Genomic DNA, 14229 nt, shown 5'->3' with positions numbered 1-14229 from the left:
CCTGCTTCACAGAACTGTTCTCACGCAGTAACCATCTGAATTTTCCCTGCCTAGAATGTGGCCCGTTGCCTGGTCTGCAAGGAGCTCCACATGCGCCGCGCCCTCTCTGTTCTCGCTCTCGCCCTGTTTTCCCACTCAGTCCACTGCGCCCCAGCGCTGTTTCTGATGGTGGATAATCAGCCGGTGGACCAACCCTTTACCGCGAAAGCAGGCGAGCAGCAAGTGACGCAGCACCTTGCCAAAGGCTCTTATCGCATCCAGATTGCCGATAAGCAGCGCAGCTGTGATTTCACCTTCGGCCCCGCGCAAGATGCCCCACTCCCCTTTGGGTCGAACCAATCCCTGACCACTTGCGCCGGTGAGCGAGCTTTTACCCTGAAAGTGCTGCTGCCGGGGGATTATCAGTTTAGTTTTAATCAAGAAAATGGCTCTTTGCGGGTGCTGCGCGCCACCAAGGCAGCCGTGGTGAAACGCACACCGCCAGAGGTCGCCTGTGCCAGCTGGAATGGCGGTCCGGTCACGGTTAATCTGGCCAAGGTGTGGCCGGATGGCACCCAGCTGCGCGATGCCTACAGCGGCCAGCAAGCCACCGTGACCCAAGGGCATATCACCCTGACACCACTACGAGAAAGTGAGGGCGTACTGCTGCTAGAGCCCACCGGCAAGGCGCAGCCGGCCCCCTTTAGCTGGGATCAGGCCAGCGTCTATTTTTTGCTGACCGACCGCTTTAATAACGGCGACCCAACTAATGATCACAGTTTCGGTCGACAAAGAGATGGCCAGGACGATATAGCCACCTGGCATGGTGGTGATTTCAAGGGGCTGACCGAGAAGCTCGATTACATCAAGGCGCTCGGCATGAATGCCATCTGGATCACCCCCATGGTCGAGCAGGTACATGGTTTTATCGGTGGTGGTGAGCAAGGCTCTTTTCCTTTCTATGCCTACCACGGCTACTGGGCGCTGGATTTCACCAAGATAGACCCCAACTACGGCGACGAGGAGAGCCTGCGCACTCTGGTGGATGAAGCCCACCGGCGTGGCATCCGTGTCTTGCTCGACGTGGTGATGAACCATGCCGGTTACGCCACCTTGGCTGATTTGCAAGACTTGGGGCTGACCGAGGTAGTCAGTCGTCCCAACGCCTTGCCAGCACGCTGGAGCGACTGGAAACCGGCTGCTGGAGAGAGCTGGCATGGCTATCACAGCGCTCTTGACTACCAATCCAGCGCCTGGCGCAACTGGTGGGGTGAACATTGGGTGCGCGCCGATCTGCCCGGCTACCCCAAACCCGGCACCGATGATGTCACCGGCACTGTCGCCGGTCTGCCAGACTTTCTAACCGAATCGGATAAACCCGTCACCCTGCCCCCATTCTTGCAGCACAAGCAAGATACCCGGGCGAAGCCACTGACAAACGCCACCGTCAGCGATTATCTGGTTCAGTGGCACTCGGACTGGGTACGCCGCTTTGGGATCGACGGCTTTCGCGCCGATACGGTCAAACATCTGGAGCCCGCACTCTGGGCCAAGCTCAAACAGGCCGGAACGGCTGCACTCAAAGAGTGGAAAGCGGCCCATCCTGACAAGAAACTCGACGATCTCCCTTTCTATATGGTCGGGGAAGTGTGGGACCACGGGGTGAGCAAGGATTTCTGGTACCAAAACGGTTTCGATTCGTTGATCAACTTTGACTACCAGCGCGAAGGAGCACTCACGCAGGCGCAATGTATGAGTCAGGCGGAGCAAACTTACGCTTCTTACGCCGAGCACATTAACCGCGATGCGCACTTCAATGTGCTGAGCTATATCTCCTCCCACGATACCAAGCTGTTCTTTGGGGATTATCAGGATCTGGCGTTGCAGCGCAGGGTTGCCAACAGCTTTCTGCTACTGCCAGGCGGCGTTCAGGTCTATTACGGTGATGAGTCGGGGCGCGGATTGGTCAAAGATGGCGGCGTGTTCGATCAAGGCGTGCGCGGTGATATGAACTGGAGCGAACTGGCCCAAGGCGATAACGCAGCACTGCTGGCTCACTGGCAAAAGCTCGGGCAGTTCCGCGCTCATCACCCGGCTATCGCGGCCGGAACTCACCAGAAGCTCTCTGATGCGCCCTATGCCTTTGTGCGCGAGAAGGGCAGTGACAAGGTTGTGGTGGTGTTTGCCGGTCGGCCATCCCGCTGACTTACGTTAGTGGCCAATCGCAAAGAATAAAAAAACCGCCCGAATGGGCGGTTTTTTTAGCAGGGATAATCCCTTATTCAGCAGCCGGCTCATCAGCAGCGGCAACCGGAGCCTCAGCAGCAGCCGGAGCGACGCTGGTGTTGGCTTCCTTGATGGAGAGACGGACACGACCTTGACGGTCAACTTCCAGTACCTTCACCTTCACCACATCGCCAACCTTGAGGTAGTCAGCCACGTTTTGCACGCGCTCGTCGGTGATCTGGGAGATGTGCACCAGACCATCCTTGCCCGGCAGGATGTTGACGAAGGCACCGAAGTCAGCCAGACGAACCACCTTACCTTCGTAGATACGACCCACTTCCACTTCGGCAGTGATCGCTTCGATACGACGGATGGCTTCCTTGGCGGCATCACCATCAACAGCGGCGATGCGGACAGTACCGTCATCATCGAGCTCGATGTTGGTGCCGGTCTCTTCGGTCAGAGCACGGATCACAGAGCCACCCTTACCGATGACGTCCTTGATCTTCTCCGGGTTGATCTTGATGGTGTGGATGCGCGGAGCGAAATCGGAGATCTCGGCACGCGGAGCGCTGATGGCTTCATCCATAACCTTGAGGATATGCAGACGGGCTTCACGAGCCTGCTTCAGGGCGATCTGCATGATCTCCTTGGTGATACCCTCGATCTTGATGTCCATCTGCAGCGCGGTCACACCTTCGGTGGTACCGGCTACCTTGAAGTCCATGTCGCCCAGGTGGTCTTCGTCACCCAGGATGTCGGAGAGAACCACGAAACCGTCTTCTTCCTTCACCAGACCCATGGCGATACCGGCGACGGAAGCCTTGATCGGCACACCGGCGTCCATCAGTGCCAGCGAGGAGCCGCACACGGAAGCCATGGAGGAGGAGCCGTTGGATTCAGTGATTTCAGACACCACACGAACCACGTACGGGAATTCGTCGGCACTCGGCATCACGGCAGCAACGCCGCGCTTGGCCAGACGGCCGTGACCGATTTCGCGGCGCTTCGGGCTACCCATCATGCCGGTTTCACCCACGCAATAGGGCGGGAAGTTGTAGTGCAGCATGAAGCGATCGGCGCGGTTGCCGGTCAGCTCGTCGATGTTCTGGGCATCACGCTCGGTACCGAGGGTGGCAACGACCAGCGCCTGGGTTTCACCACGGGTGAACAGGGCAGAGCCGTGAGTACGCGGCAGTACGCCAGTGGCCACGTTCAGGGCACGGATCATGTGCGGATCACGACCGTCGATACGCGGTTCGCCACGCACAACACGGCCACGCACGATGCGGCTTTCCAGGTTGTGGAACTCTTCGCCGATCTTCTTCGGATCCAGCGAGGCGTCAGCAGCAACCATCTGCTCAACAACACGTTGCTTGATGCCAGCGATGGCTTCGTAGCGAACAGCCTTCTCGGTGATGCGATAGGCTTCACCCAGATCGCTAGTGGCCAGCGCGGCAACCTGGTCCTTCAGGGACTGGTTAACAGCAGGAGCAACCCAGGCCCACGGCGTGGCGCCAGCTTCTGCGGCAAATTCCTTGATGGCAGAGATAACGGTTTGCAGTTGCTCGTGGCCATACACCACGGCGCCCAGCATCACGTCTTCCGGCAGAATGGCGGCTTCAGATTCAACCATCAGCACGGCGCTGGCAGTACCGGCAACAACCAGATCCAGTTGGCTGGTTTCCAGCTCTTTCACGGTCGGGTTCAGCAGGTATTGGCCATTGAGGTAACCAACGCGGGCAGCACCGATCGGGCCGTTGAACGGAATGCCGGAAACAGCCAGGGCGGCAGAGGCACCGATCATGGCAACGATGTCCGGGGAAACCAGCGGGTTTACCGACATCACAGTGGCAACCACCTGAACCTCATTGAGGAAGCCTTCCGGGAACAGCGGACGGATCGGGCGGTCAATCAGACGCGCGATCAGGGTTTCACCCTCGCTCGGACGGCCTTCACGACGGAAGAAACCACCCGGGATACGACCGGCAGCGTAGGTACGCTCCTGGTAGTTAACAGTCAGCGGGAAGAAATCGCGGCCGGGATCAGCCTCTTTCTTGCCTACCACGGTAACGAACACGCAGGTGTCGTCCATGCTGACCATGACCGCACCGGTGGCCTGGCGGGCCATCATGCCGGTTTCGAGAGTGACGGTGTGTTGACCGTACTGGAAAGACTTTACAATAGGATTCACGTGAATTTCCTTTTATCAATTTGGCCTTCAAATTTCGCGCACAAGTATACTTGATTCATACCAAAAGGTAACGGCGCAACAGGGGCCAAGTCCCGAATTGGTAATGAAAAAAAGGGGGAACCTTGCGGTTCCCCCTCTTGCTTGAAATCTTGCCGTCGATTAGCGACGCAGACCCAGCTTGGCGATCAGAGCGGCATAACGCTCGGAGTCCTTGCGCTTCAGGTAGTCCAGCAGCTTACGACGCTGGGAAACCATGCGCAGCAGACCGCGACGACCGTGGTGGTCCTTGGCGTGCTGCTTGAAGTGATCTTGCAGGTGGTTGATCTGGGCAGTCAGCAGGGCTACCTGAACCTCGGGGGAACCGGTGTCGTTGGCGCCACGAGCGTGTTCGGCAACGATTTGAGCCTTGATTTCAGCGTTTAGAGACATGTCAGTACTCCAGCAGAGTGTTTAAAGGTTCACAGCCAATCTCTAATTCAGCCGTGAAATGAGGGCGGTATGATACCATCTTTGCCAGACTTGGCAACGACAGGATGGCACACCGCCAAGGGGTCACTCTTCTTCGCCGAGACGGACCAGGCGGCGCGGAGCCACACGGCCATCATCGTCGATTTCACCGACCCCGATAAATTCGCGCTCGGTGCCAACGGTCATGCGCACCAGCCCTTCTTGCGGCGCCCCCGCCACCTGAACCGCCTGGCCCTGGTTGACGTAAGCGGCCACAGCTGGCTGCAAATTGACTTCCGGCAACGAGGCAACTGCGGTGTCCATCGGCAGCAACAGCGGGTCGAGATGCTCGCGCGGCGGCACGGTCTGGGCACGGGCGTGCTCGAAGATGCACTCGAGCTGTTCCAGTGTCAGCATCCGGTCATAGGGATACTGGGCAACCTGGGTACGGCGCAGGGCGGTGACGTGAGCGCCACAGCCGAGCAGTTCGCCCAGATCGTCGACCAGAGAGCGGATGTAGGTGCCCTTGCTGCAGTGCACTTCCATCTTGATCTCGTCCCCTTCCACACTGATGAGCTTGAGCTCATAGATGGTAATGGGGCGGGCTTCACGCTCGATCTCGATGCCTTCACGGGCATATTCGTAGAGCGGACGGCCATTGTGCTTGAGCGCCGAATACATCGACGGCACCTGCATGATGGGACCGCGGAACTTGTCGAGCGCTTCGATGATGTCGCCAGTTGCCACATTGACCGGGCGGGTCGATACGACGGCGCCATCGGCGTCGCTGGTATCGGTACGCACACCCAGCTTGGCAGTGACCTGATAACGCTTGTCAGCGTCGAGCAGGAACTGGGAAAACTTGGTCGCTTCGCCCAAACAGATGGGCAGCATACCGGTGGCAAGAGGATCGAGCGCACCGGTGTGACCGGCCTTGGCGGCGTTGTAAATCCGTTTGACCTGCTGCAACACATCGTTGGAGGTCAACCCGGCCGGTTTGTCGAGCAGCAAAATGCCGTGCACTTCACGGCCCTTGAAACGACGTCTTCGAGACATCTTCAGTTTTCTTCCTCTTCAGAGCGGCCAGCTTCGGCCATGCGGCGCTTGTCGTCCCGGATGGTCGTGCTGACCAGGTTGGACATGCGCATCCCTTCTACCAGGGTTTCGTCGTAGTAGAACCGCAGTTCAGGTACGACACGCAGACGCATGGCACTGCCAAGCAGACTGCGAATATAACCGGCAGCCTCGGTCAGAATGGCCAGGGCTTCCTTGATGCGTTCAGCATCGTTGTCCAGTTGCAAGAAGGTGACATAGACCTTGGCGTAGTTGAGATCTCGCGAGACCTCTACGTCCGACACAGTCACCATCCCGATGCGCGGATCTTTCATCTCGCGCTGCAGAATCAGCGCGATTTCACGCTGGATCTGTTGTCCGACCCGACGGGTCCGACTGAATTCTTTCGCCATGTTGATACCTGCGATAAAGGGGGGCCGCAGCCCCCCAGTAGACGTTTGAGTTACAGAGTACGCTGGATTTCCACCGTCTCGTAAACTTCAATCTGGTCGCCGACCCGCACGTCATTGTAGTTCTTAACCGCGATACCGCACTCGTAGCCGTTCTTGACTTCGTTGACGTCATCCTTAAAGCGGCGCAGAGATTCCAGCTCACCTTCGTAGATAACCACGTTGTCACGCAGCACACGGATACGGTTGGAGCGCTTGACCACGCCCTCGGTGACCATACAGCCGGCAACAGCACCGAACTTGGGCGACTTGAACACGTCACGCACTTCGGCCAGACCGATGATCTCCTGCTTGTATTCCGGAGCCAGCATACCGCTCATGGCCTGCTTCACTTCGTCGATCAGATCATAGATGACCGAGTAGTAACGCAGATCCAGGCTTTCAGCATCGATAACCTTGCGGGCAGACGCGTCGGCACGGACGTTGAAGCCCACCAAGATCGCGCTGGAAGCAGCAGCCAGGGTAGCGTCGGTTTCGGTGATACCACCGACACCGGAACCCACAATCTTCACCTTCACTTCGTCGGTGGAGAGCTTGACCAGTGCGTCGCAGATTGCTTCCACGGAGCCCTGTACGTCGGCCTTGAGCACCACGTTGACTTCGGACACTTCGCCCTCGGTCATGTTGGCGAACATGTTCTCCAGCTTGGCCTTCTGCTGGCGAGCCAGCTTGACTTCGCGGAACTTGCCTTGACGATAGAGAGCCACTTCACGGGCCTTCTTCTCGTCACGTACAACGGTAGCTTCGTCACCGGCAGACGGAACACCAGACAGACCCAGAATTTCCACCGGCAGGGAAGGACCGGCTTCCTTGATCTCTTTGCCCAGTTCGTTACGCATGGCACGAACACGACCGTATTCGAGACCACACAGCACGATGTCGCCTTGACGCAGGGTACCTTCTTGTACCAGCACGGTAGCAATCGGGCCACGGCCCTTGTCGAGGAAGGACTCGATGACCACACCGCTGGCCATGCCATCAACCACGGCCTTGAGCTCAAGCACTTCGGCCTGGATCAGGATGGCTTCGAGCAGCTCGTCGATACCTTCACCGCTCTTGGCGGAGACGTGGACGAATTGGCTATCACCGCCCCAATCTTCGGACATCACGTTATAACGAGCCAGCTCGGTCTTAACGCGATCCGGATCGGCTTCCGGCTTGTCAATCTTGTTCACCGCCACGACCAGCGGCACACCGGCAGCCTTGGCGTGCTGGATAGCTTCGATGGTTTGCGGCATGACGCCGTCATCGGCCGCTACAACCAGAACCACGATATCGGTCGCCTTGGCACCACGAGCACGCATCGAGGTAAACGCCGCGTGACCCGGGGTATCCAGGAAGGTGATCATGCCGCTTTCGGTTTGTACGTGATACGCACCGATGTGCTGGGTAATACCACCGGCTTCGCCAGCAGCAACCTTGGCCTTACGGATGTAGTCGAGCAGCGAAGTCTTACCGTGGTCAACGTGACCCATGATGGTCACAACCGGTGCGCGCGGCTTGGCTTCGGAGGTCTCGTCACGGTCAGACAGAACGGCTTCTTCCAGCTCGTTCTCACGACGCAGTACTACCTTGTGACCCATCTCTTCGGCCACCAGTTGGGCGGTCTCCTGATCGATCACCTGGTTGATGGTCGCCATGGCGCCCATCTTCATCATGGCCTTGATGACTTCCACGCCCTTGACGGCCATCTTGTTAGCCAGTTCGGCCACACTGATGGTTTCGCCGATCACCACTTCGCGGTTGACCGGAGCAGCCGGCTTGTTAAAGCCGTGCTTCATGGCGTTCGGGGTAGCCATCTTGCCACGCTTGCCCTTGCGAGCACGCGGGTCGCGGGAACGATCATCACGGTCGTCTTCGCGGCGGCCGGTCTTCTTGGGACCCTTGGCAGCAGCGGCAGTACGACGGCGGCTCTCTTCCTTGCTGTCTTCTTCATCTTCAGCTGCACGAGCATGCATGGAGGTAGTGACGTGATAGTCACTGCTCTCGGTGGCACGCTTGGCATCTTCTTCAGCCCAGCGGGCCGCGTTTTCTTCAGCCATACGGCGGGCTTCTTCCGCCTTGGCGGCTGCCAGTTCTTCCGCTTTTTTAATGGCGGCTGCTTCCTGTTGGCGCTTCAGTTCTTCTGCTTCGCGCTTGGCCATCTTCTCTGCCTCTTGCTGAGCTTTGCTATCGGCGGCTTTGGCGGGCTGTGGTTGAGCCTGTCGAGCCTTTTTCTCTGCCTCGATTCGCGCCTTTTCCTCAGCTTCCAGGCGAGTCTGCTCAGCCGCAAGGCGAGCCTTCTCTTCAGCCTCACGACGAGCCTTTTCTTCGGCTTCGTGGCGGGCTTTCTCTTCTGCTTCCAAACGCGCTGTGTCTTCGGCTTCCTGACGCTGTTGATCTTCCAGCGCCGAGCGTCTCACATAGGTGCGAGACTTGCGCACTTCTACCTGCACTTCCTTGTTCTTGCCGCCGGTACCCTGAACACTCAGAGTGCTCTTGGTCTTGCGCTGCAAGGTCATGCGGGCAGGCGCAACGGTCTCGTCACCACCATGCTGTTTTTTCAAATGGGTCAGCAGAGTCTGCTTTTCAGACTCGCTAACCATATCGTCGGCCTTGCTCTTGTCGATACCGGCCGCTGCAAACTGCTGGAGAAGACGATCAACCGGTGTGTCGATGTCAGTGGCAAGTTGTTTTACTGTGACTTCTGCCATTCATTACCTCCGTTTGATCTCACTCAGACTGCTCTCCGAACCAACAGATATTGCGAGCAGCCATAATCAGCTCACCGGCCTTCTCGGCGGTCAGCCCTTCGATATCAGCAAGGTCATCAATGCCTTGCTCTGCCAGGTCTTCCAGGGTACCGATGCCACGGGCAGCCAGGGCATAAGCGGTCGGGTGATCCAGCCCTTGCAGAGCCAACAGCTCTTCAGTCGGTTCAACCCCTTCCCGGGACTCTTCGCTGGCCAGTGCCTTGGTCGTCAGAGCGTCCTTGGCACGCTTGCGCAGCTCTTCCACCATGGTTTCATCCAGACCGTCAATGGCCAGCAGCTCTGCTACCGGTACATAGGCGATCTCTTCCAGGGTGGAGAAACCCTCTTCCATCAGCATCTCGGCAAAGTCGTCGTCGATATCGAGTGCATTGGTGAAGAGGCTGATGATGCGATCATTTTCGGCCTGGTGCTTGGTACGCATGTCCTCAACGGTCATGACGTTCAGCTCCCAACCGGTCAGCTGGGAAGCCAGGCGCACGTTTTGACCGTTACGGCCGATGGCTTGCGCCAGGTTGGCTGCTTCCACCGCGATGTCCATGGTGTGGCGATCTTCATCCACAATGATGGAAGCCACATCGGCCGGAGCCATGGCATTGATGACGTACTGAGCCGGGTTGTCATCATACAGCACGATATCAGCACGTTCGCCACCCAGTTCAGCGGAAACCGCCTGAACACGAGCACCACGCATACCGATACAGGCACCGATCGGATCGATACGACGATCATTGGTTTTTACCGCGATCTTGGCGCGGGAACCCGGGTCACGAGCCGCACCCATGATCTGGATAACCTCTTCACCGATTTCCGGCACTTCAATACGGAACAACTCTTTGAGGAAGTCCGGGCTGGAGCGGCTGACAAACAGCTGGGAACCACGCGCTTCCGGACGAACGGCATAGAGCAGACCGCGAACACGGTCACCCGGGCGGAAGGTTTCGCGCGGCAGCATGTCATCACGGAAGATCACGGCTTCGGCGTTGCTGCCGAGATCCAGAATCACGTTGTCACGATTACTCTTTTTAACCACGCCACTGATGATGGAGCCTTCCTTGTCCTTGAACTGCTCAACGACTTGGGAGCGCTCGGCTTCGCGCACTTTCTGCACGATAACCTGCTTGGCGGTCTGAGTGGTGATACGGTCGAAGGTCACCGATTCGATCTGATCTTCGACATATTCACCAAGCTGGATTTCCGGTTCTTCAACCTGAGCGGCTTCAAGGGTGATCTCGGCGTACGGGTTTTCCATCTCGGCCTGGTCGCCAATCACCTTCCAGCGGCGGAACGTATCAAAATCACCGGTCTTGCGGTCGATGGCGACACGTACTTCGATCTCGCCTTCATATTTCTTCTTGGTCGCGGTGGCCAGTGCGGTCTCCAGCGCTTGGAAGATCTTCTCGCGAGGAACGGCCTTTTCGTTGGAAACTGCGTCAACGACCAGCAAAATCTCTTTATTCATGTGGAAAAGCCTCGTTAACCAAAGTGCGGCACAATGTTGGCTTTCTGAATGTTGGTGAAAGCCAGTACTTCGTCCTTACCATCGACCGTCAGAGTGATCATATCGCCCTGAACAGCTTTGATTACGCCCTTGAACTTGCGGCGATTGTTTGTAGCCATCCGAAGCGTTATCGCCGCCTCCTGGCCCACATATTTTTCGAACTGGGCCACGCTAAACAGCATCCGATCCAGTCCGGGTGAGGAGACTTCCAGGTGATACTCCTCGATGATGGGGTCTTCCACATCCAGCAGTGCACCAACCTGATAACTAACCTCAGCACAGTTATCGACGGTGATACCATTCTCGCTGTCGATATAGACACGCAGAGTGGAGTGTTTGCCGGCACGAATAAATTCGATGCCCCACAACTCAAAGCCCAACGCTTCGATCGGGGTAGCAAACAACTCAGTCAAACGTTGTTCCAAGGTAGCCAAAGTCACCCTCCGAAAAACAAAAAAGGGCATAAAGCCCAGGTCTGATCAGATCAGAGTAAATCGCACATAACAAAAAGCCCCGATATCAAATCGGGGCTTGGCGCTTTACCCTGATTGTCGCCTCGCAGCGACCGCTTTCCTGAGCAGTGGAAAGCGTGAAATTTGGTTGCGGGGGCCGGATTTGAACCGACGACCTTCGGGTTATGAGCCCGACGAGCTACCAGGCTGCTCCACCCCGCGTCCGAAATCGTGCGAGATTATATCCATTCAAACTTGATGCTTCAAGATTTCAGGATATCCCGATTTGCATCGGGTCACTTCAAAATTGGTGCCGTGGGCGGGACTCGAACCCGCACACCGTGAGGCACTACCCCCTCAAGATAGCGTGTCTACCAATTTCACCACCACGGCATAAACCTTAGTTGGGAACGTCAGCGTCTTTCTTTACCGGCGCTTCAGTCTTTTCCACCTGCTGGGTTTGCTGCAGGTTTTCCCACTCGCTACCCTGTTTCGGCTTGTGCGTGGAGAGGTTGCCCAGCACGAGACTAATCACGAAGAACAGAGTTGCTAAAATCGCAGTTGTACGGGTCAGGAAGTTACCTGAACCGGACGAGCCGAAGATGGTATTCGACGCGCCGGCGCCAAAGGAGGCACCCATATCAGCTCCCTTACCTTGCTGCACCATCACCAAGCCAATCAGACCCAGCGAAATCAGCAGATAAAGAACCAACAGAATTTCGTACATTTCACTTACCTTTTAGGAATGGGCCGTCAGGCCATTTCAGATTCGTGCTTGCCTCGCAGCTTATTCGCGCCAGGCTTGAATCTTCACTCCCTTGCGAAAGCGAGGCAGATAATATCGACCGCCCCCGGCACTGACAAGCACTTTTTTGAAGTTTTTGAATCGTTTGAACAAGATACCATCAAGGCGGCCAAAAAGCCGCCTCAAATGCTGCTTAAATGGCCGATTTAACCTGTTCAACGATGCGTTCAGCCATGGCACGAACCTGCTCTTCGTGTTCACCTTCCACCATGACCCGAATCAATGGCTCGGTACCGGACTTGCGCAGCAACACGCGGCCACGGCCTGCCAACTCCTGCTCAACCTTGGCCACTTCGTCTTGAACCGAGCGAGCGGCCAGCGGATCGCCACCTTCGGCAAAACGCACATTAAGAAGGACTTGCGGGAATTTGCTCATGCCAGAGCGCAACTTGCTAAGCGGCAACTCGGCAGCACGCATAGCGGCCAGCACCTGCAAACCAGCCACAATACCGTCGCCGGTGGTGGTTTGATCCAGGCAGATGACGTGGCCGGAGTTTTCACCGCCAATGCGCCAGCCTTTCTCTTCCATCATCTCCAGCACGTAGCGATCCCCCACCTTGGCGCGAGCAAACGGAATGCCCAGCGTCTGCAGCGCCAGCTCCAGCCCCATGTTGGCCATCAAGGTGCCGACCACACCGCCCTTGAGCTTGCCATTACGCAGCGCATCACGAGCAATGATATAGAGGATCTCGTCACCGTCGATGAGATAGCCGGTATGGTCAACCATCATGAGCCGGTCGCCATCACCATCAAAGGCGATACCAAGGTCTGCGCCACTCTCGAGCACCTTGGCAACCAGTGCCTGCGGCGCCGTCGAGCCCACCCCCTCATTGATATTGAGACCATCTGGAGTGCAGCCGATGGCAATGACCTCGGCGCCCAACTCGCGGAAAACCGACGGGGCGATGTGATAGGTGGCGCCATGTCCACAATCGACCACAATCTTGAGCCCATCGAGGCTCATGTGGGAGGGGAAGGTGCTCTTGCAAAATTCGATATAACGGCCGGCGGCGTCATCAACGCGCACCGCCTTACCGAGCAGGGCGGAATCAACGCACTTGATCTCCTGATCCAGCTCGGCCTCGATAGCCAGCTCCACCTCATCGGGCAGTTTGGTGCCATCGGCGGAGAAGAACTTGATACCGTTGTCGTAATAGGGGTTGTGCGAGGCACTGATCACGATCCCCGCCTCGGCGCGGAAGGTGCGGGTCAGATAGGCCACGGCCGGCGTCGGCATCGGACCGAGCAGGGTTGCCTTCAAGCCGGCAGCAGAGAGGCCGGCCTCCAGAGCCGCTTCCAGCATATAGCCGGAGATACGGGTATCCTTGCCAATCAACACTTTCTTGGTGCCGCGCTTGGTCAGCACCTGACCGGCAGCCCAGCCGAGCTTCATGACGAAATCAGGAGTAATGGGAAAATCGCCAACCTTGCCGCGGACACCGTCGGTCCCGAAATACTTTCTTGTCATTGTGTGCTCTTTTCGTATCAGGATTGCTGAATATCATGCCCGGTCATGGTCATCCAGGCGATGCGCAGGGCGTCCATGGTGGCTGCGACGTCGTGGACGCGGATAATCCGACCACCTTTTTGCATACCGATCACGGCGCAGGCCAGACTGCCGGCCAGACGCTCTTCGACCGGGCGCCCCAACAGGTTGCCTATCATAGACTTTCGCGACATACCGACCAAGAGCGGCAACTCATAATCGAGTAGCTCATCCTGGCGGGCCAGCAATTGATAGTTATGCGCAACCGTCTTGCCAAAGCCGTAGCCCGGGTCCAGCAGCAGCTGGCTGCGAGCAATACCGGCACGCTCACAGGCAGCGATACGCTCGTCAAAAAATGTCCGGATCTCTCCCAGCAGATCGTCATAATGCGGGGCTTGCTGCATGGAGCGCGGCGCGCCCTGCATGTGCATCAGACAAACCGGCACATCTGCCTCAGCGGCCGCCTCCATGGCCCCCGGCTCTAGCAGTGCCCGTACGTCATTGATGAGATGGGCACCGGCGCGGCAGCCTTCACGCATCACAGCCGCTTTAGAGGTATCGAGCGAGATCATCACCTCGACCTCTTTCACCAATTGCTCGACCACCGGAATCACCCGATCCAGCTCTTCCTGCTCACTCACATCCGGTGCGCCCGGGCGGGTTGATTCGCCGCCGATATCGATCAGCGTCGCCCCTTGGCTCACCATGTCACGGGCGTGCTCCAGGGCTTTATCGATGCGGTTCCAGCTACCGCCGTCCGAGAATGAATCCGGGGTGACGTTTAAGATACCCATCACATGGGGACGCGCCAGAGAAAGGCGGATTCCCTTGCTTTCCAGCAACATACAACTCCTTGTCGCATTTGG

Annotated in this window: 11 protein-coding genes and 2 tRNA genes; 1 reads left to right on the top strand and 12 read right to left on the bottom strand. The window is 57.5% G+C overall.

Annotated elements, in window-relative coordinates; translation table 11 throughout:
* The first annotated feature begins 90 nt into the window (after positions 1–90).
* Entirely contained in the window at positions 91–2184 is a 2094-nt protein-coding gene (locus BW958_RS07615) for an alpha-amylase (protein WP_076575139.1), read from the top strand.
* 73 nt (positions 2185–2257) lie between these two features.
* On the opposite strand, the gene pnp is transcribed toward BW958_RS07615, so the two are convergent.
* The 12 genes from pnp to folP all read right to left on the bottom strand — a co-directional run bounded on the left by pnp (position 2258) and on the right by folP (position 14208).
* Positions 2258–4339, bottom strand: coding sequence for a polyribonucleotide nucleotidyltransferase (gene pnp / locus BW958_RS07610; RefSeq protein ID WP_372629378.1), 2082 nt, complete (start codon positions 4337–4339; stop codon positions 2258–2260).
* Between the two features lie 219 nt (positions 4340–4558).
* Positions 4559–4828 (bottom strand): 30S ribosomal protein S15, encoded by a 270-nt coding sequence (gene rpsO / locus BW958_RS07605; RefSeq protein ID WP_076575137.1) that lies wholly within the window; start codon positions 4826–4828, stop codon positions 4559–4561.
* A 123-nt stretch (positions 4829–4951) separates the two neighbouring features.
* Positions 4952–5902 (bottom strand): tRNA pseudouridine(55) synthase TruB, encoded by a 951-nt coding sequence (gene truB, locus BW958_RS07600; protein WP_076575136.1) that lies wholly within the window; start codon positions 5900–5902, stop codon positions 4952–4954.
* Positions 5903–5904: 2 nt separating this feature from the next.
* The gene (gene rbfA, locus BW958_RS07595; protein ID WP_076575135.1) at positions 5905–6312 is read right to left on the bottom strand and encodes a 30S ribosome-binding factor RbfA; all 408 of its coding nucleotides are present in this window, start codon (positions 6310–6312) and stop codon (positions 5905–5907) included.
* Between the two features lie 50 nt (positions 6313–6362).
* Complete coding sequence (infB, locus tag BW958_RS07590) at positions 6363–9062, bottom strand: translation initiation factor IF-2 (protein WP_076575134.1); 2700 nt, start codon at positions 9060–9062, stop codon at positions 6363–6365.
* A 19-nt stretch (positions 9063–9081) separates the two neighbouring features.
* On the bottom strand, positions 9082–10581 hold the full coding sequence (nusA, locus tag BW958_RS07585; protein ID WP_076575133.1) for a transcription termination factor NusA: 1500 nt from the start codon (positions 10579–10581) through the stop codon (positions 9082–9084).
* Between the two features lie 14 nt (positions 10582–10595).
* On the bottom strand, positions 10596–11054 hold the full coding sequence (gene rimP / locus BW958_RS07580) for a ribosome maturation factor RimP (protein ID WP_083687270.1): 459 nt from the start codon (positions 11052–11054) through the stop codon (positions 10596–10598).
* 163 nt (positions 11055–11217) lie between these two features.
* Positions 11218–11294, bottom strand: a tRNA-Met gene (locus BW958_RS07575).
* A gap of 86 nt (positions 11295–11380) precedes the next feature.
* A tRNA-Leu gene (locus tag BW958_RS07570) sits at positions 11381–11465 on the bottom strand.
* 7 nt (positions 11466–11472) lie between these two features.
* The gene (gene secG, locus BW958_RS07565) at positions 11473–11799 is read right to left on the bottom strand and encodes a preprotein translocase subunit SecG (protein ID WP_076575131.1); all 327 of its coding nucleotides are present in this window, start codon (positions 11797–11799) and stop codon (positions 11473–11475) included.
* 211 nt (positions 11800–12010) lie between these two features.
* Positions 12011–13345, bottom strand: coding sequence for a phosphoglucosamine mutase (gene glmM / locus BW958_RS07560; protein ID WP_076575130.1), 1335 nt, complete (start codon positions 13343–13345; stop codon positions 12011–12013).
* 17 nt (positions 13346–13362) lie between these two features.
* Positions 13363–14208 (bottom strand): dihydropteroate synthase, encoded by an 846-nt coding sequence (gene folP, locus BW958_RS07555; protein ID WP_076575129.1) that lies wholly within the window; start codon positions 14206–14208, stop codon positions 13363–13365.
* Positions 14209–14229 lie beyond the last annotated feature (21 nt).

Source organism: Aeromonas sp. RU39B, from assembly GCF_900156095.1.
Classification (GTDB): domain Bacteria; phylum Pseudomonadota; class Gammaproteobacteria; order Enterobacterales; family Aeromonadaceae; genus Aeromonas.
This window is presented reverse-complemented; position numbering and strand designations above follow the sequence as displayed.